Raw genomic sequence first — 19,204 nt, forward strand, 5'->3', positions numbered from 1 at the left:
CTAATAATGATGGTCTTTATTTTTTTTAGTAGATTAAAAAATTAACGTTATATTATTAACAGAATATAGATGTTTGCATGGATACAAAAATATAATAATTGTATTAAATCTATTCTTACATACAATAGTCAAAAAAATATTACCGAAATGTAACAAATTATAGCATGTATATTGAAAAACACTTATATTGTTAAGGATTTGTAAGATAAATAATTAACAAACCATATGGAATAAAAAATAATTATAAAGTATAATTGAGGTAGATGAATATTTAGATTGTCCAAAATAGTTAAAAAAATATCAACATTTTTTTATATTAATTGATTATGATGAGGAGGGAAAGACAGTGAATTTTAGCTTGACTAAAGAGCAGGAAATGGTAAGAAAGGTTATCAGAGAATTTGCTGAAAATGAAGTAAAGCCTATGGCTGCAGAGATTGATCAAACAGAAGAGTTTCCAATGGAAAACGTACGAAAGATGGCGAGGTATAACATGTTAAGCATTCCTATACCGACACAATATGGTGGTGCAGGTGGAGATGAGGTAGCATATGCAATAACTGTTGAGGAGCTTTCTAGAGTTTGCGGTACTACAGGCGTAATATGTTCTGCACATACATCATTAGCTTGCTGGCCTATATACAAATTTGGTACTGAAGAGCAAAAGCAAAAATACTTGATTCCAATGGCGAAAGGTGAGTATTTAGGAGCGTTTGGACTTACAGAGCCTAATGCTGGTACAGATGCAGCAGGACAGCAGACAGTTGCGGTTTTAGATGGTGATGACTATGTATTAAACGGTACTAAGATATTCATTACAAATGGGGGACAAGCAAACGTTTACATTATTTTTGCTATGACAGATAAACCAAAAGGAACTAGAGGTATAAGTGCATTTATAGTTGAGAAAGATTATCCTGGATTTAAAATAGGCAAAAAAGAAGATAAAATGGGTATTAGGGCATCTTCTACTACTGAACTTATATTTGAAAATTGCAGAGTTCCTAAGGAAAATCTATTAGGAAAAGAAGGAAGAGGCTTTGGTATTGCCATGGCTACTCTAGATGGAGGAAGAATAGGAATCGCTGCACAAGCATTAGGTATAGCTCAAGGTGCATTAGATGAAGCCGTTAAATATGTTAAAGAGAGACAACAGTTCGGAAGATCTATAGGACAGTTCCAAGGTATCCAATGGATGATAGCTGACATGGCTACCAGAATAGAGGCGGCTAGACTTATGGTTTATAATGCTGCATATAGAAAGGCTTCTGGATTAGATTATAGCAAGGATGCAGCCATGGCAAAGCTTTTTGCTGCTGAAGTAGCTATGGAAGTTACTACTAAGGCTGTTCAACTCCATGGTGGATATGGTTATACAAGAGATTATCCTGTTGAAAGAATGATGAGAGATGCTAAAATAACTGAGATATATGAAGGAACTTCACAAGTTCAAAAGATGGTAATAGCAGCTAATGTATTGAAATAGGAAAAAAAGGAGTGAGATGCTATGAGAATTATTGTTTGTGTAAAACAGGTTCCTGATACTAATGAAGTTAAAATTGATCCTGTAAAAGGTACACTGATACGTGAAGGAGTGCCTAGTATTATAAATCCTGACGATAAAAATGCTTTGGAAGAAGCATTAAAGATAAAGGATATGTATGATGATGCGGAAGTAATCTTGTTAACTATGGGACCACCTCAGGCGGAGGTTGCTTTAAAAGAAGCTATAGCTATGGGTGCTGATGAAGCCATTCTTTTAAGTGATAGAGCTTTTGCAGGTGCTGATACTTGGGCTACATCAACAACTCTTGCTGCAGCTATTAAGAAAATAGGGGACTTTGATATTATATTCTGTGGAAGACAAGCGATAGATGGAGATACTGCTCAGGTTGGGCCACAAATAGCTGAACATCTTGGAATTCCTCAGATTACTTATGTAGAAAAGCTTGACATAGATGGTAAAGAAATTAAAGCTCAAAGGGCATTAGAAGACGGATATTTTGTAATAAAATCTGAAATGCCAGTTTTACTCACTGCCATCAAAGAACTTAACGAGCCAAGATATCCATCAATAAAAGGAATATATAGTGCATATAGAGAAAATAAGGTTAAGATTTGGACTGTTAATGATATAGATGTTGATACAACTCAGATCGGATTATTAGGTTCTCCAACTCAGGTTAAGAAATCATTCACACCAGAATCTAAAAAGACTGGTGGAGAAAAATTAACTGGAACAGCTTCAGAAATTGCTAGAAGATTAGTTGTAGGACTTAAAGAAAGACAAATTATCTGATAATAGAGGGGTGAAAAATATGGCTATCAGAGTTATTGAAGAAAAATGTATTGGTTGTTCAATATGTCAAAAAAATTGTCCATTCGATGCTATAAGCATGGAGAATGGCAAAGCAGTTATAAAAGATAACTGCACAGCGTGTGGCGCATGTGTAGAGGTGTGCCCTGTTAATGCTATTGAAAAGCAAGAAGAAGAAAGAAACGGAGTGGATGTTTCTTTATATAAAGGTGTTTGGGTTTTTGCTGAACAAAGAGAAGGTAAGCTTTTAAATGTTGCTGTTGAATTAATGGGTGAAGGAAGAAAAATAGCAGATACACTTGGAGTAGAACTTACTGCAGTGTTATTAGGAAGTAAGTTAGATGAAGCAGCTGAAAGACTAGTTAAATATGGTGCTGATAAAGTATTGTATGTTGATAATGAATTACTCAATGTTTACACTACAGATGGATACACAAAGGTAATATCAGAATTAGTTAGTGATAAAAAGCCTGAAATCATGCTTATTGGGGCTACAAATATAGGAAGAGATCTAGGACCAAGATTATCAGCTAGACTGGGAACAGGATTAACAGCAGATTGTACGAGACTTGAAATAGATGAAGAAGATAACAAGCTTCTTCAAACTAGACCTGCATTTGGTGGAAATCTTATGGCTACAATTGTATGTCCTAACCATAGACCACAGATGTCTACTGTTAGACCTGGAGTAATGGAGAAAGCACAATATGATGAAACAAGACAAGGAAAGATTGAAATAATAGATGTTGATCTAAGCAAGTCAGATATAAAGGCAGAGGTTATTGAAGTTGTTAAGAGTGGAAAAGGTGAAGTGGCACTAGAAGAAGCTCCAATTATCGTATCTGGTGGTAGAGGATTGGGTACTAGAGAAAACTTTGAGTTAGTTGAAAAGCTTGCTAAAAAGCTAGGTGGAGTTGTAGGTGCTTCCCGTGCAACTGTTGATGAGGGATGGGTTGAACATTCACATCAAGTTGGTCAGACAGGAAAGACTGTTAGACCTAAACTTTACATTGCTTGTGGTATTTCCGGAGCTATTCAGCATTTAGCAGGTATGCAAGAAGCTGATTGTATAGTTGCTATAAACAAGAATCCAGATGCTCCTATTTTTAAAATTGCTGATTTTGGGATAGTTGGTGATGTTAATGAGATAATACCAGCTATTATTGAAGCGTTAGATAATGTAGATGATATAGTTAGTGCTATAAAAGCATTATCATAGAAAATTAAATATTAATTAATAAGAGGTAGTTAACACTAATGTTCCATAAGGCTGGTGAGGAAAACACAGTAAAGTCAACGTTTATGGGGTATCAGCAAACAAGAACAAGATAAAAACTGAATAGTTACAAAGATAAGGGATACTGTTTCACACGAAATGGTATCTCTTTTTTCATGTGAGAGGTAAGATCATATATCATATTTAAAGTTTACAAAACTGAGCAAAAAAAGAGAGGATATAAAATTTTTATTCTGATAACCTTTTATCAAGGAGATGATTAATGTGAAATGGCTTATGCAACTCAGTAAAGCAATCGAATATATAGAGCACAATTTGACCAGCAAAATTTCTTATGATGAAGCTGCAAAAATTGCCTGTTGCTCGACCTACTATTTTCAAAGGATGTTTTCATATGTGGCAGGAATTTCACTATCGGAATATATACGTCGCCGCAGAATGACACAAGCAGCTTTTGAAATACAAGGTTGTGACACAAAGATTACAGAAATAGGATTTAAATACGGATATGCGTCGCCTACTGCGTTTAATCGTGCGTTCCAAAATGTTCATGGCATTTCTCCAGCTGCTGCACGAGCTCAAGGTGTTCTATTAGAGGCTTATCCGCCAATCAGTTTTAAGGTTACTGTTACGGGAGGCGAAAGTATGCGGTATCGAATTGAAACAAAAGAAGCATTTCGGATTGTGGGCGTCAGAGTTACTCTGCAGGAAGAAATGGAGAAAAATTTAAAAATAGTTCCAAGATTTTGGGAGGAAATGTGGAAAGGTAATCAACTTTCAGAAATTTGCAGTCTGTCAGAGCAAAGTCACAAAACCCTTTTGGGTGTTAGTATTTATTCGAATCCACAATATATTTTCTACTGTATTGCAGTGGTTACGGATAAGCCTGTACCAGAGGGCATGGTAGAATATGAAATTCCAGCTGCTACTTGGGTTGTTTTAGAATGTGATGGACGCTATCCTGAGTCCATTCAAAGCATGTATAAACGTTTTCTGACGGAATGGCTTCCGTTTTCGGGTTATAAGTATGCAGAGATTCCAGATATTGAAGTCTATCCTGTCAGCGATGAGAAACCAAAAGGTGGGCATTCTGAAATTTGGATTGCTATAGAAAAAGAATAGATTTGGAGGGAATAAAATGAATTACAATATTGAAATCAGAGATATTGAACCTGTTCGTGTAGCCTATATGCGTTATAAGGGCATTGTTACGGAAGCAAACAAGGTTTTCCCAAATGTGTTCAAGTCCATTGGCGGCAAGGCAAACGGTGCTCCTTTTATCTGTTACTATGTTATGAACTCTGAAACGAAAGTTGGTGAATTGGAGTTATGTGTTCCTACTGCCGAAACTCCTACAGCAAGCGGTGTTGAGGTAAAAGAAATGCCTCGTATTAAAGTGGTATGTGCTACTCATGTAGGTCCTTATGAAACGATGCAGAACGCATATGCAGCTATCGACCAATATGCACAGAAGAATAACTTGTTGCTGCGGCTCCCATTCAGAGAGGTGTTTATCAAAGGGCCGGGGATGATTTTGAAAGGCAACCCCAGCAAGTATGTTACTGAGATCCTGTTCCCTATAAAAGAGGTGGAATAGTATGATGGCAATTAAGGTTGAAAATCTGGTAAAGCAGTATAAAGATGGCGTACGGGCTTTAGATAGCTTGAGTTTACAGGTAGAGAATGGGGAGATTTTTTCTCTTCTTGGGCAAAATGGTGCGGGTAAATCCTCACTTATTAATATTTTGACAACCTATCTTGTTAAAACTTCCGGTACAATAAAAGTCCTAGAAAAGGATATAGAAAAAGACTGCACCTATATTCGTGAACAGATTGCCTGTGTCGCTCAACGTACTTCTATTGATACTCACCTGTCAATGGAAGAAAATATGATGTTTCAGTCAAGGCTCTATAAAATGAGTTCCGACACAGCTAAAAAGAGAATGAAAGATTTGATTCGTTGTTTTGAATTGAAACATTATGTGAAATATCCGGTTTCCTCTTATTCTGGTGGTGTAAAGCGAAGGGTGGATATTGCTATGAACATGATGTCTCGGCCGAAAATTTTGTTTTTGGACGAACCAACCGTTGGTATGGATATTCAGTCAAGAATGGATATGTGGGATATGATGAAGAAGATTCGCGATAATTTTGGAACAACCATTTTTCTGACCACTCATTATTTAGAGGAGGCTGATCAACTTTCAAATACAATCTGCATTATGAAGGATGGACATGAGGTCGTTCAGGCGTCTCCTCATGATCTGCGAAAGTATATGCATCAAGATGTTCTTCGTATCTGCTTTGATAGAGTAGAACAAGCAAAAATCTGTGCCGATCTCTTGCAAAATGCCATATCATTAAAATCAGTTACCGTACAGGATAACTGTATTATAGTGGCAATAGAAGATAGTCAAAAAGAATTTCGAGCTGTCAATAGCTGGTTGTTAGAGCAAAATACACCGTTCAGGGGCATCGAAATTGCACAGCCAAGTCTGGATGATATATTTTTAAATCTTGTAGAAACAAGTGGAAAAGGGGTGTTGTCATGAGTGTCTTTAATATGCTTTGGCGAAACATGAAGTGGCGTTTTCAAAACCCTATATCAATCATTATTACTATTTCACAGCCTATAATTTGGCTTGTGCTATATAGTACAATTGCAAATGGAACAATGAAAAATATAGGAATTGATAACTATACCGCTTATATTTTGCCGGGCATTATTATTCTTGTCACAATGGCTGCTTGCAGCAGTGGTGGTATGATTAATTTTCTAATGAAATCAAGCGGTAGTTTTTACAGAGTGTTTATAGCTCCGGTTAGAAGAAGTTCTATCGTGTTGGGACAAATGCTAGAAGCCGTTATGTGTACTTTTCTTGAGGTGATAATTCTATGTGTTTTAAGTCTGTTGTTCGGGGTAAAGTTTACCATGGGTGTCGCTGGTATCTTACTTATGACAGTATTGATTTTCTTAACAGCTTTTTTCATGTCAGGACTGGCTTATACTATCAGCTTGCTGCTACCAAATGAAATGATTTATGAAACAGTTATGAACTTAATTGTACTACCCATTTTCTTTTTAAGCACTGCATTATTTCCTGTGGAAAATGTATCTGGTGTACTAAGAATAGTGGTAAACCTTAACCCGTTTACCCTTATCATCAACGCATTACGAAGTTTGATACTAGATGATTTTATTTCCTTTAAATTTATTTTACCTGTTATTTTTCTGCTTGTTTTAATGTCCGCCTGTAGTTTTACTTTGGCACTATGGAGATTGAATAAAGAAACGGCACAATGATTTTAAGTTAATATATTATGCACGTACTATGAGAAATAGAAAAGCTATAGCTTTGGCAGATGATTTTTATACGCTAAAATTTGACGTGAATGGCAGTTTTGAAACATAAACCAAAACTGCCATTTTCTTTTTTAATATTTGTTTTATCGACAAAAATCGTGGTATAAATATAAAAAGAATATTCTAAATATTATAACTATGTAGAGTTTTTACAAAAAACACTGATGTATCAATGTATATACAGAATGTTATAGTATTTATATTCACTATCATGATAAAATAATGAAGTATAAGATGTAAGAAAAATGTAGCAAAATGTCGAATTGGCATAATTATGCAGCAAATTACAAAAAAAGGAGGGAGTTTATGAAAAAAAATAAAAAAATCAAAATTGGTATTAGTACAAAGCTTATTAGTATGTTTGTCATTCTTATTGCAGTTCCAATTTTAGTATTAGGTATTGGCTCATATTTAATATCGACTAATATAATGAAGGATCAATTCAGAGCATCTACTACTTCTTTAAGCGATGAGATTAATAGATCTATCAATAGTTATCTTGATGGACTAGAACAAAGTTTAGAAGTTATGTCAACTGATTCAAATGTACAGTCGATTTTATCAAATGCCGATTCTAGTGAATGGATGCTTAAATCTTTTAAGAACTATAAGGAAAATTACCAAGATGTAACTAACATATATCTTGGAGCTAAAGATAAGACGATGTACATATATCCGCAAGCACAGCTTTCATCAGATTATGATCCTACTAAAGCGGAATGGTATAACGAAGCTGTTGCAAAGAAGGGGTTGATATGGACGCAACCATATGTTGATAAGGCAACAAAAAAAATGGTCATTTCCGCAACTATTCCTGTATATAATAAAAGTAATGAGAACGAATTCGTTGGAGTTATTGGGATAGACGTATCTTTAGATACATTATCAAGCAAAATAACAAATATAAAGATTGGTAAAGATGGATATCCTATCGTGTATGGCAAGGATGGACTTATATTAATTCATAAAAATGAAGAACTAGTAGGCAAGCCTTCTTCTGTAAAAGAAATTGATGATGCAATCAGATCTGAAGATGTAAAGTATATAGAATATGATTTTAACGAAGATGGTAAAATAAAGAAGAAATTAGCTGTTATAAATGATCTGGAAAGACTAGACTGGAAGATAGTTTCAAGTATATATCTTAGTGAGTTAGCAGAGAAAACGTCAACTATTCTTAGAATGATATTAGCTATTGGGGCAGTATTATTGATAATTGCTGTTCTTATTTCATACATTTTTTCTAGAACAATTACTAAACCAATAAAGCTGTTATCAGGAAATGTGGAGAAAATCAAAAATGGTGATCTTACTATTATGACGAAGGTAAGTTCTGGTGATGAAATTGGAATGTTAGCTGAAAGCTTTAATGTTATGGCTGACAACTTAGCTAAGTTAATAAAAAGTATACAACAGGTTTCAGTTGAAGTTACTGCATCAGCACAAAATTTAGCTGCTACATCAGAAGAAACTAGTGCTTCTGCTGAAGAAGTTGCTAGAACAGTTGAAGAGATAGCAAAAGGAGCTTCTGAGCAGGCATCTGATTCTGAAAGAGGAGCAACTCTTGTATCTAATCTGTCTGAAAAATTTATCCGTCTTACAAGTGATTCTGATGATATGCATATGTCAGCAAAAGATGTACTTGAAACAAGTAACACAAGCTTAAAGGTTGTTGAAGAGCTTAAATTAAAATCAAAGATGAATAATGAAGGGACAATTACCATTGAAGAAGCTATAATGAGCTTAGATGGAAACATAAAGCATATAGGGGATATACTACAAACTATTGACTCTATTGCAGAACAGACCAATCTATTAGCTTTAAATGCTTCAATAGAAGCCGCTAGGGCAGGTGAACATGGAAAAGGCTTTGCGGTAGTTGCAGATGAGATAAGAAAACTTGCATATGATTCTAGACTTTCTTCTGACCAGATAAAAGAGATAATTGTAAACATCCAACAAGAAAGTGAAAATACAGTTAGTATAATGCAAGACGTTAAGAAAAGAGCTGACGAACAGACTGTTGCAGTTGAAGAAGTTAATAATTCATTTGACTTGATCTCTAATGCTATAGAAAAAATAACTGAAAAAATAGAGCTGATTGCTAATTATGTTATTGAAATGAACAGGGACAAGGATTCCATTGTAGAGTCAATAGAGGGAATATCTTCAGTTTCTGAGGAGACTGCAGCTGCTTCTGAGGAAGTAACGGCATCAATGCAGCAACAATCTATGGCTGTTGAAGAGGTTGCAAGAGCAGCAGATAAACTCAACGAATTATCACTAAAGCTCAATGACGAAATCAACAAATTCAAGATATAAAAACCTTATTATGTGTGAGAATAAAATCATTTTTACAAAGTGTACATAGAGAAAGTTTAAGAGTTCTTTATGTACTATAAAAAAGCGACATTAAAGTGCACCTCAAAAGCTAGACAATAAATTTAACTTTTGGGGTGCACTTCACGTATATTACTTTTTTATATATGTATAATATGCTAGAATGGTGATATACTCAACAATATTGGAGGAGTACTAATGAAGACTATTGCTTTAATTGGATCAAGTGGAAGTGGGAAGAGCTATAAAGCTATAATGATAGCTAAAGAGATGGATATTGAGTACATCATTGATGATGGTCTTTTTATAAAAGGTAATAAAATTATAGCAGGAAAGTCAGCAAAGAGGGAAGGTTCAGTAATTAGTGCTATAAAAAGAGCTATATTTATGGATGCAGAGCATAGAACTGAAGTAATAAAAGCAATAGATATAATGATGCCTGATGTAATTCTGATACTAGGCACATCAGATAGAATGATCGATAAAATAACGAAAACCTTGAAGCTGCCTGATATTGAAAAGAGAATATATATAGAAGAGATTTCATCAGAAGAAGAAATAAAAATTGCTCAAAGACAAAGAAGAAAAGAAGGAAAGCATATAATACCAGTACCCACATTTGAAGTAAAGAAAGATTTTTCAGGATACTTTATTGATTCTCTTAAAATTTGGAAGAAAAAAGAAGATATAAGAGATCAGTCCTATGAAAAAACTGTAGTTAGGCCTACATTTAGCTATTTGGGCAAATATACCATATCCGATAAGGTTATTAAGGACTTAATAAACTATTCAGCCAGAAATGTGTTTGGATTATCTAGACTGCTTGCAATATCTTTAAAAACAGTTGAGCAAGGAATAATGATAAATATAGATATAGAAGTCATACATGGAATTCCAATTGTCTCTATGATAAAGAATCTACAATATCAAGTAATTCAAGAAATAGATTATATGACATCCTTAAATATTATTTCTGTTGATGTAAATGTTAAAAAAATGATAAAGCTTTAGTGTAGGAACTATTATATGAGTTAGACTATTAATTAAAAAGAGGCTTATAGGTAAGTATTTTTTTATTAATAGTCCATATTTTATCCTATAATATGTCAAAAACGTAACAAATGTTGTCCTTTGATAATGTTTACATGATAAATCTTATATGCTATAATTGCAGTGTGAGTAGCTTAAGGGAAATTCTAAGCTTTTATGAAAACGTTTTATTTGTTCAGGATTACAGCTTTGCAGAATTGGCATTAATAGCTCGTTAATTTCCTTAGATACAATGCTTGATACATAATGCTCTGGATTATTATGTTTGAACTAATAAGGAAATTGATGAACTACAAACTAAAATAAATTTAGTTTTAAGGGGGGCCTATTAAATGGCAGAAAAAACGTTAAATCCTTTTGAAATTGTTCAGCAACAAATCAAATCAGCTTGTGATGTACTTGGTGCAGATGAAGCTGTATTTGAACTATTAAAACAACCTTTAAGGGCTTTAGAAGTATCTATGCCTGTAAAAATGGATGACGGAAGCATTAGAGTGTTTACTGGATACAGAGCTCAACATAGTGATGCAGTTGGTCCAGCAAAAGGTGGAGTAAGATTCCATCCAGGAGTTAATTTTGACGAAGTAAAGGCATTGTCTACATGGATGACATTTAAGTGTGGCGTTGTTGGTATCCCATATGGTGGAGGAAAAGGTGGAATAACTGTTGATCCATCTGAATTATCTGAAGGAGAACTAGAAAGATTATCTAGAGAATATATAAAAGCTATAGCACCAGTAATAGGTGAAAAGAAAGATATACCAGCACCAGATGTAAACACTAATCCACAAATCATGTCATGGATGGTTGACGAATACTCTAAGATGAGAGGCGAAAATGTCCCTGCAATTATTACAGGAAAACCTGTTGCATTTGGCGGTTCATTAGCAAGAAATGAAGCTACTGGTTATGGTGTAGCTCTTATGATGAGAGAATCTGCTAAATATCTTGGAATGGATTTAAAAGGTTCAAAAGTTGTAGTTCAAGGATTTGGTAACGTTGGTAGCTTTGCTGCGTACTATGCACATGAAATGGGAGCTAAAGTTGTTGCTATATCAGACTATTCATGCTGCTTAGTTGATGAAAACGGAATAGATGTTAAAGCGTTGATGGAATACTCAGCTAAAAGTAAAAATAGATTCATAACTGGTTTTGGACACGGAACTAAAGAATTAAATAGAGACGAAGTTTTCGGAATTGAATGTGATATATTTGCACCATGTGCACTAGAAAACTCTATCACAAGCAATAACGTTAATATGATAAAAGCTAAGGTCGTATGTGAAGGTGCAAATGGACCTACTACTCCTGAAGCTGACAAGGCTCTTAATGAAAAAGGAATATTAGTAGTTCCTGATATTTTAGTTAACTCAGGCGGAGTTACAGTTTCTTACTTTGAATGGGTACAAAACTTACAAAACTACTACTGGTCATTTGAAGAAGTACAAGAAAAACAAGAATACTTAATGGTAAAAGCTTTCAATGATATCAATGCTATTAAAGATCAATACAATGTTGACATGAGAACTGCTGCTTATGTAATGTCTATTAAGAGAGTTGCAGATGCTATGAAAGCTAGAGGATGGTACTAGAATATAAAATAGTTTGATATAAAAAGAACTCTGAAAAAATTTCAGGGTTCTTTTTTATGTTTAAAACCTCTTTTGTTTAAAAAAAATTAATAATCTGATATAATGTATACAACTTAAAAAATATATTATTCGACAAAAAACTGAAAGCAAATAAACAACGAGGAGGTTCTATTTCCACATTATGGATAAAATATTAACGATACTTCTAGATGCACTTCCTACTGTTGCAAGAGTTACGTCTGGATATGCAGCGCTTACTGATAAGAACGGAGAAAGGATAAAGACTGTAGATTCATCTGGACGAGAAATAGAAGAACTAAAGGGTGTTTGTTATGATTTGGCAAAACAGACGGCAGATGAGCAACAGACTGTATATGGAATGTCTCAGCTGGAGATTGGTGCTGAAACATGGTGTATCCCTATAGGTGATTATGTATTGTGTTGTAGTAACGTTGAACGTGTAAGATATAGTAATTCACTAAAGAAATCTCTTATTGATGCTCTTCCTTTTATTGCAAGAGTAGCTGGTGGAGAAGCTGTTGTTTTTGATGGGGAAGGGAAAAGACTCGCGTCAGTCAATTCAAATGGAGAAGTGAATACAAAGTTTTTAGGTACAATAAGTAAAGATGCTAATGAAGCCATGAAAAAGCAAAAACCAATAATTGGTGAATCAAACTATATAAGTGGAGCAAGTGCTGTTAGGATACCTATGGGAGTTAATTTTGGATTTGGATTTAATAACGAAGACCACGTTCTCAAGAATCAAAATTTATTAAATGAAGTGAAAAAATATCAGAATGCTAAATACAATTTTTCCGATATTATAGGAAACAGCAATGAAATAAAAAGAGCAAAAGAAGTTTGTAAAATAGCAGCTCAATCCAGTTCTAATGTATTGATTTTCGGTGAAACTGGAACTGGTAAAGAAGTTTTTTCTCAATCTATACACAATGCAAGTGACAGGTTTAGTAAGCCATTTGTTGCCATAAACTGTGCAGCTATTCCTCAAAATCTTATGGAAAGTAATTTTTTTGGATACGAAGAAGGTGCTTTTACTGGTGCCAAAAAAGGAGGAGCTCCAGGAGTTTTCGAGCAAGCTAATGGAGGAACTTTATTTCTGGACGAAATCAGTGAAATGCATCTTGATCTTCAGTCAAAAATATTGAGGGTTTTACAGGAAAGGGAAGTTACAAGGATTGGAAGTAGCAAAACCGTCAAATTAGATATTCGTGTTATATCTGCATCAAATAAAGACTTGGAGGCTTTAGTAAAAGAAGGTAAATTTAGGCAAGATCTATATTATAGGCTAAATGTTCTTGATGTTCATTTGCCCCCACTGAGATATATCAAAGAGGATATACCTTTGATGGTGAACGACACTATTAAAAATATGAACATGATATTTGGAAAATTCGTTGAAGGAATAGATGAAGAGGCCATGAGTATAATAGTCAGCTATAACTGGCCAGGCAATGTTAGAGAGCTTATAAACTGTATAGAGAAAACATTTAATGTCATAGGAAATGACAAAATAATAAAAGTTGAACACCTTCCTAGAAAGCTCAAGGAAGGGTATAGCTCTCAAGAAGTAAATGAGAATGGTCTTGATGATATGTTAAAAGACTATGAGAAGGAAATAATTGAGAAGGCATTAAAAATAAATAACGGAATTAAAACAAAAACTTCAGAATATTTAAAGATTAGCACTACATCATTATGGAGGAAGATAAAACAATACGGTATAGAAGAATAAACGTTTCAATGACGAAAAACTATGTTGCAGAACTGAAATGCTTTGCAATCACATATCTAACAATCAGTTTCGCTTTATTAATGTAAAAAAATGATTCAAGGGATATAGAGTAGAATGGTGTTTCAATAATGAAACGCTGCATTGCATTCTTGAAACGCTTTACACTTAAGTAAATTCAATGTATACAAAAAACGCTCTTATAATATTTCAAAACTGAAATAGCTATGGAGCGTTTTTTCCATTTAAAGATTCTTATTATTTTGATGAATAAGCTTTTATTAATGACTTTAGTACTAATTTTAAAATTGGCATACTTATTGCTTTAATAAAATGTGAAAAAGTTATCAACAGGAGTCAGAATTGTTAACGTTTTCCATAAGAACACTATAATTCGACAATTATCGCGTTTGATATTGTATTAATGTGGGTATTTTGTTAATATAAATCCTGTTGGATTTATAAAGCTAATAAGCTTTATGCTCATTATAATATGCTGACTATACAGGAGGGATAAAATGAAACAATTTAATTATTATGCTCCAACTACAGTGGAGCAGACTGTTAAGCTATTAGAAAATGCTACTTGTAACACTCATGTAATTGCTGGAGGAACTGACTTGATTGTTCAAATCAACAAAAAGGTTATACGTCCTGAGACGGTAATCAATCTAAGTAAAGTTGATGAACTAAAGTACGTAAAAGAAGAAAATGGTCTTATTAAAATTGGTCCAATGACAACTTTTAGTGAATTAGAAAAATGTGAGTTGTTAGTAAAAAAAGCTAAGGCTCTAGCTATAGCTTGTGGCGAAGTTGGTTCTACACAAATAAGAAATTTAGGAACTATTGGAGGAAATATCGTTAATGCTTCTGCTGCTGGAGATTCTATAGCTGCACTTATGGCTCTTGACGCATCTGTAGTATTGAAAAGTGCTAAAGGCGATAGAACAATGAAGCTTGAAGACTTCTACAAGGGAGAAGGAAATAGTCAAATTAAAAAAGATGAGGTTTTAGCAGAAATATTCTTTGATGTACCAAGTGAAAATGCTGCAACTAGCTTTAGAAAGTTAGGAAAAAGAAAAGCGTTAGCAATAGTTGTAATAAGCATTGGTGCAATGATTGAGAAAGATGCTGACAATAAATGCACAAAAGCTCAAATATCATTAGGTGCTATATCTAGATATCCAGTAAGAGTTAGAGAAGTGGAAGAATTATTAATAGGCAAAGAATTAAATGAGCAAAATATAGAAGAATGTATAGAAAAAATATCTGAAATTACTGATGTAAGTGTTACTAATTCACCTTTCAAAAACTTAGCGCTATACAAGAGAGAGAGCATGAAGGGTATTGCTAGAGAAATGTTTGCTAATATTTTAGCAGACTTAAATTAACACTAAGAGTATAAGTATATATAGAGGAGGATTATAACTTGGAAAAAGTAAAAATATCGTTAAACCTTAACAATGAAGATGTAACTATTGAGATAGATCCAAATAAAAGATTATTAGATATGCTTAGAGAAGATTTCAAACTTACAAGTGTTAAAGAAGGATGTTCAGAGGGTGAATGTGGAGCATGTACTGTTATTGTGGACGGAAAAGCAGTAACCTCTTGCATAGTATTAGCGCCACAGGTTGATGGATGTTCTGTAATTACATTAGAAGGATTATCGAAGAATGGAGAGTTAGACAAGCTTCAACAATCATTTATTGATGCTGGTGCTGTACAGTGTGGATTCTGTACACCAGGAATGATTCTTTCAGCTAAGGCTTTACTGATGAAGAATCCTAATCCAGCTAAAGAAGAAATCAAAAAAGCAATGTCTGGAAATATATGCAGATGTACTGGATACAAAAAAATAATTGAAGCTGTTGAAATAGCTAGAGATAAGTAATTGAAAGGAGGATGTTGTATGGATAAGTTAAACATAATTGGTAAAAGTGTCGGAAAAAAAGACTCGTTAAGCAAAGTACTAGGTACAGCTTTATTTGCAGCTGATATGGAATTAGAAAATATGCTTTATGGAGCAGTAAAAAGGAGTAAAGTAGCTTCTGCTATTTTAAAAAATATTGATACTAGTAAAGCAAAAGCGTTACCAGGAGTTGCAGCTGTATTAACGTACAAAGACATTCCTGGCGATAATAGAGTAGGTATTATTTTTAAAGACGAACCTATACTAGTTGATGACGAAATCAGAAGAATAGGTGATGCATTAGCAATAGTTGCTGCTGAAACTAAAGAAATTGCAGAAGCTGCATTAGAGCTAATAGAAGTAGAATATGAAGAATTAGAGCCTATATTTACTATAGAAGATGCTTTTAAAGAAGATTCTCATAAAATCCACGGAAACACAAATGTTCTTCAAACAAAAAACCTTGTAAGAGGAGATGTGGATTCAGCGTTTGAAAAGTGTGACGTAATAGTTGAGGAGACATATAAAACAAATTATTTTGCTCATATGTTCATCGAGCCTGAAGCTGGTATTGCTAAATATGAAAATGGTATCGTAACATTCTGGAGTTCAACTCAAAATCCTCATTTCGATAGAGGTGAAGTTGCAAGAATGCTTAAATTCCCACAAAGCAGGGTTAGAAGTATCCAAGCTGTAACAGGTGGCGGTTTTGGAGGAAAACTTGATATATCTGTACAATGTCATGCATCACTTTTAGCATATTATACTGGAAGACCTGTTAAATTTGTTAGAGACAGAGAAGAATCAATGATGGTTTCTTCAAAGAGACACCCAATGACTATGAAACTTAAAAGTGGAGCAACAAAAGACGGAAAAATACTTGCTCTAGAGGCCCATATTACTGGAGACACAGGAGCATATGCATCATACGGTCCTGCTGTTATAGCAAGAGCTATGACTCATTTAACTGGTCCTTATGAAGTACCAAATGTGAAAATGACTGCTACTTTTGCATACACTAACAATCCAATGGCAGGAGCGTTCAGAGGATTTGGTGTACCTCAGGCATCTATAGCTCATGAAGGACAAATGGACTTACTTGCTAAAAAGTTAGGTATGGATCCAATTGAACTGAGATTAAAAAATGCATTAAAAGTTGGTTCTTACACACCTACAGGACAGTTATTAACTGATGGTGTGGGTATAGTTGAAACAATTGAAAAAGCAGTAGAAAAAGCTAAAGAAGTAATAACAGGCGAAGGAGAGGTGAAGTAGGATGAAAAAAAGAGGAACTGGAGTAGGCTGTATGTGGTATGGAATAGGTAACACAGGATTACCAAATCCTGCTGCAGCCTTTGTAGAGGTACATGGAGATGGATCTGTAACAGCATTAGTTGGGTGTGCTGATATAGGTCAAGGTTCTTCAACAGTAATGGCACAAATTGTAGCTGAAACATTAGGAGTTAACTATGAAGATGTAAATGTTACTGCTGCCGACACAGGAGTTACGCCAGAAGGTGGAGCTACATCTGCAAGTAGACAAACATATATCTCAGGAAATGCATGTGTTGAAGCTGCTAAGATGGCAAAGAATATTTTATTAGAAGTAGCTGCAGATGTTCTAGGCGTAGAGGCAGAACAAGTTGATATAAAAAATAGAAAAGTATTTGTTAAAAATGATGAATCAAAGCAAATGGATTTTTCAGTTCTTATGGGTGAAATGAAAAAAAGAGGTAAAATTGCATTAGGAAGTGGTTCTTTCAACCCTGAGACAACTTTGTTAGATCCTGTTGATATGCAAGGTATCCCATATGCTTGTTATGCATACGCAACTAACATTGCAGAAGTAGAAGTTGATACAGATACAGGAGAAGTACAAGTGTTAAATGTAGTTGCTGCCCATGACGTTGGTCAGACTATAAACAAAAAAATGGCTGAAGGACAAATTGAAGGCGGTTGTGCTATGGGAATAGGACTTGCACTATTAGAAAAGCTTGAAGTAGAAAATGGAGTTATTAAAAATCCTGGATTTTCTAAATATCTAGTATATACAGCGATGGATATGCCAGAAATTCATTCAATACTTGTAGAAGACCCAGCATTAACAGGGCCTTATGGTGCTAAGGGATTAGGAGAGCCTGCTTTAATACCAGTAATACCAGCAATATTAAATGCTATTTATGATGCTATTGGAGTTAGGTTTACTGAAGTTCCTGTAACACCTGAAAATATAATAGAGGCATTAAAGAAAAAATAAAAAATTAATTGAAACGGGGGTTGTAAAATGAGTAAAAACGAAAACACGGCAAATGAAGTAAAAAAACAGAGCTTCTTGAAAAGAAAGAACATTGAAATTTCTGTTCAAAGGTATTTGGTTGATGCCCTAAGCTTCATGGCACTAGGTCTTTTCTCGTCTTTATTAATTGGTACTATCATGAACACTATAGGTGGTAAATTAGGAATCCCATTTTTAAGCGAAACTATTTGGCCTATAGCAAAAGATATGACTGGTGCGGCCATAGGGGTTGCCGTAGCTTATGGTCTACAGGCTCCACCATTAGTATTATTCTCTTCTGTTATTACTGGAGCAGCTGGAAACGCATTAGGTGGACCAGTTGGAGCATTCTTAGCAGCAGTAATTGGTGCTGAGCTTGGTAAAATGGTTTCAAAAGAAACAAAAGTTGATATTCTTGTTACACCAGCAGTTACTATTATTTCTGGTGTTCTTGTTGGAACATTTGTTGGACCTGGTGTTGCTGCATTTATGACTGGATTAGGTAAGTTAATAATGTATGCTACAGGATTACAACCATTCTTCATGGGTATTTTAGTATCAGTTATAATGGGTATAGCGTTAACTCTTCCTATCAGTAGTGCTGCAATTTGTATGATGCTTGGTCTTGGGGGACTAGCAGCTGGCGCAGCTACTGCAGGATGTTCAGCTCAAATGGTTGGATTTGCTGTAATGAGCTTTAAAGAAAATGGTTGGGGTGGACTTGTTGCTCAAGGATTAGGAACATCAATGCTTCAAGTGCCTAACATTGTGAGAAACTGGAAAGTTTGGATTCCACCAATATTAGTAGGAGCTATAACAGGACCTTTATCAACATTAATATTTAAAATGGAAAACCTTCCAATAGGAGCAGGTATGGGAACTAGTGGTCTAGTTGGACAGCTTAGTACAATAACTTCTATGGAAGCTGCAGGAAAAGGTGGAGCATCAATGTATATAGGTATATTATTATTACACATTGCTATCCCTGCAGTTCTTACTCCATTAATAGCTAACTTTATGAGAAAGAAAAACTGGATTAAAGAAGGCGACCTAAAAATTAACTTATAATCATTTAGTTATTAAGTAGGTTTTAAGATTCTAAAAGCTAGACAAATAACATAACCACATAATTTAATTCAAATAGAAGTGTACCATGTACACTTCTATTTGATGTAATTAGAAACTTAACATCAAATAGACTTATTAAGAAAATATGGATTAGATAAATTATATAATTGTTAACAAAATGTAATGAAACGCACGCCGAAATACCGTTTCAAATTTGAAATGTCATTTCAAGTTTGAAATTCGTAAAAAACAGTAAATCACAATCAACTCACGAAATAGCAAATTAGCATTTCAAATAT

General features: G+C 34.3%; 16 protein-coding genes. All 16 read left to right on the plus strand.

Annotated elements, in window-relative coordinates:
• Positions 1 to 346 precede the first annotated feature (346 nt).
• The 16 genes from HNR33_RS17210 (at position 347) to HNR33_RS17285 (ending at position 18,905) form a co-directional block, all read left to right on the plus strand.
• Complete coding sequence (locus HNR33_RS17210) at positions 347 to 1,486, plus strand: acyl-CoA dehydrogenase (RefSeq protein ID WP_429085615.1); 1,140 nt, start codon at positions 347 to 349, stop codon at positions 1,484 to 1,486.
• 21 nt (positions 1,487 to 1,507) lie between these two features.
• Complete coding sequence (locus HNR33_RS17215) at positions 1,508 to 2,299, plus strand: electron transfer flavoprotein subunit beta (RefSeq protein ID WP_429085618.1); 792 nt, start codon at positions 1,508 to 1,510, stop codon at positions 2,297 to 2,299.
• Between the two features lie 19 nt (positions 2,300 to 2,318).
• Positions 2,319 to 3,536, plus strand: a complete 1,218-nt coding sequence (locus HNR33_RS17220; protein WP_429085621.1) for an FAD-binding protein — start codon at positions 2,319 to 2,321, stop codon at positions 3,534 to 3,536.
• 282 nt (positions 3,537 to 3,818) lie between these two features.
• A complete protein-coding gene (locus tag HNR33_RS17225) occupies positions 3,819 to 4,676 on the plus strand; it encodes an AraC family transcriptional regulator (RefSeq protein ID WP_429085623.1) in 858 nt (285 codons plus the stop codon).
• 16 nt (positions 4,677 to 4,692) lie between these two features.
• Positions 4,693 to 5,151, plus strand: a complete 459-nt coding sequence (locus HNR33_RS17230) for a GyrI-like domain-containing protein (RefSeq protein ID WP_429085626.1) — start codon at positions 4,693 to 4,695, stop codon at positions 5,149 to 5,151.
• 1 nt (position 5,152) lies between these two features.
• Positions 5,153 to 6,106: an ABC transporter ATP-binding protein gene (locus tag HNR33_RS17235; RefSeq protein WP_429085629.1), complete on the plus strand. Its 954-nt coding sequence runs from the start codon at positions 5,153 to 5,155 to the stop codon at positions 6,104 to 6,106.
• The gene (locus HNR33_RS17240) at positions 6,103 to 6,858 is read left to right on the plus strand and encodes an ABC transporter permease (RefSeq protein ID WP_429085632.1); all 756 of its coding nucleotides are present in this window, start codon (positions 6,103 to 6,105) and stop codon (positions 6,856 to 6,858) included. Before HNR33_RS17235 ends, HNR33_RS17240 begins: the two co-directional genes overlap by 4 nt.
• Positions 6,859 to 7,224: 366 nt before the next feature.
• On the plus strand, positions 7,225 to 9,240 hold the full coding sequence (locus HNR33_RS17245; RefSeq protein WP_429085635.1) for a methyl-accepting chemotaxis protein: 2,016 nt from the start codon (positions 7,225 to 7,227) through the stop codon (positions 9,238 to 9,240).
• A 216-nt stretch (positions 9,241 to 9,456) separates the two neighbouring features.
• On the plus strand, positions 9,457 to 10,269 hold the full coding sequence (locus HNR33_RS17250; protein WP_429085637.1) for an Asp23/Gls24 family envelope stress response protein: 813 nt from the start codon (positions 9,457 to 9,459) through the stop codon (positions 10,267 to 10,269).
• Between the two features lie 371 nt (positions 10,270 to 10,640).
• Positions 10,641 to 11,900 carry a Glu/Leu/Phe/Val family dehydrogenase gene (locus HNR33_RS17255; RefSeq protein ID WP_429085639.1) on the plus strand — a complete coding sequence of 420 codons (1,260 nt, stop codon included), beginning with the start codon at positions 10,641 to 10,643 and terminating at the stop codon, positions 11,898 to 11,900.
• A gap of 181 nt (positions 11,901 to 12,081) precedes the next feature.
• Positions 12,082 to 13,653: a sigma-54 interaction domain-containing protein gene (locus HNR33_RS17260; protein ID WP_429085642.1), complete on the plus strand. Its 1,572-nt coding sequence runs from the start codon at positions 12,082 to 12,084 to the stop codon at positions 13,651 to 13,653.
• 515 nt (positions 13,654 to 14,168) lie between these two features.
• Complete coding sequence (locus HNR33_RS17265; protein ID WP_429085645.1) at positions 14,169 to 15,041, plus strand: FAD binding domain-containing protein; 873 nt, start codon at positions 14,169 to 14,171, stop codon at positions 15,039 to 15,041.
• A 38-nt stretch (positions 15,042 to 15,079) separates the two neighbouring features.
• Entirely contained in the window at positions 15,080 to 15,544 is a 465-nt protein-coding gene (locus HNR33_RS17270; protein ID WP_429085648.1) for a (2Fe-2S)-binding protein, read from the plus strand.
• Between the two features lie 18 nt (positions 15,545 to 15,562).
• A complete protein-coding gene (locus HNR33_RS17275; protein WP_429085651.1) occupies positions 15,563 to 16,837 on the plus strand; it encodes a xanthine dehydrogenase family protein molybdopterin-binding subunit in 1,275 nt (424 codons plus the stop codon).
• Between the two features lies 1 nt (position 16,838).
• The gene (locus HNR33_RS17280; protein ID WP_429085654.1) at positions 16,839 to 17,819 is read left to right on the plus strand and encodes a xanthine dehydrogenase family protein molybdopterin-binding subunit; all 981 of its coding nucleotides are present in this window, start codon (positions 16,839 to 16,841) and stop codon (positions 17,817 to 17,819) included.
• 27 nt (positions 17,820 to 17,846) lie between these two features.
• Entirely contained in the window at positions 17,847 to 18,905 is a 1,059-nt protein-coding gene (locus tag HNR33_RS17285; RefSeq protein WP_429085656.1) for a PTS sugar transporter subunit IIC, read from the plus strand.
• Positions 18,906 to 19,204 lie beyond the last annotated feature (299 nt).

Source organism: Brassicibacter mesophilus, from assembly GCF_050433385.1.
Lineage (GTDB): Bacteria > Bacillota > Clostridia > Tissierellales > Proteiniboraceae > Brassicibacter > Brassicibacter mesophilus.

Bases quoted from the DNA above. Each gene is read 5' to 3' on its own strand.
- HNR33_RS17260 (WP_429085642.1), top strand. From the start codon at position 12,082: ATGGATAAAATATTAACGATACTTCTAGATGCACTTCCTACTGTTGCA.
- HNR33_RS17245 (WP_429085635.1), top strand. From the start codon at position 7,225: ATGAAAAAAAATAAAAAAATCAAAATTGGTATTAGTACAAAGCTTATT.
- HNR33_RS17280 (WP_429085654.1), top strand. From the start codon at position 16,839: ATGAAAAAAAGAGGAACTGGAGTAGGCTGTATGTGGTATGGAATAGGT.
- HNR33_RS17255 (WP_429085639.1), top strand. From the start codon at position 10,641: ATGGCAGAAAAAACGTTAAATCCTTTTGAAATTGTTCAGCAACAAATC.
- HNR33_RS17230 (WP_429085626.1), top strand. From the start codon at position 4,693: ATGAATTACAATATTGAAATCAGAGATATTGAACCTGTTCGTGTAGCC.
- HNR33_RS17250 (WP_429085637.1), top strand. From the start codon at position 9,457: ATGAAGACTATTGCTTTAATTGGATCAAGTGGAAGTGGGAAGAGCTAT.
- HNR33_RS17220 (WP_429085621.1), top strand. From the start codon at position 2,319: ATGGCTATCAGAGTTATTGAAGAAAAATGTATTGGTTGTTCAATATGT.
- HNR33_RS17275 (WP_429085651.1), top strand. From the start codon at position 15,563: ATGGATAAGTTAAACATAATTGGTAAAAGTGTCGGAAAAAAAGACTCG.
- HNR33_RS17215 (WP_429085618.1), top strand. From the start codon at position 1,508: ATGAGAATTATTGTTTGTGTAAAACAGGTTCCTGATACTAATGAAGTT.
- HNR33_RS17235 (WP_429085629.1), top strand. From the start codon at position 5,153: ATGATGGCAATTAAGGTTGAAAATCTGGTAAAGCAGTATAAAGATGGC.
- HNR33_RS17265 (WP_429085645.1), top strand. From the start codon at position 14,169: ATGAAACAATTTAATTATTATGCTCCAACTACAGTGGAGCAGACTGTT.
- HNR33_RS17240 (WP_429085632.1), top strand. From the start codon at position 6,103: ATGAGTGTCTTTAATATGCTTTGGCGAAACATGAAGTGGCGTTTTCAA.
- HNR33_RS17285 (WP_429085656.1), top strand. From the start codon at position 17,847: ATGAGTAAAAACGAAAACACGGCAAATGAAGTAAAAAAACAGAGCTTC.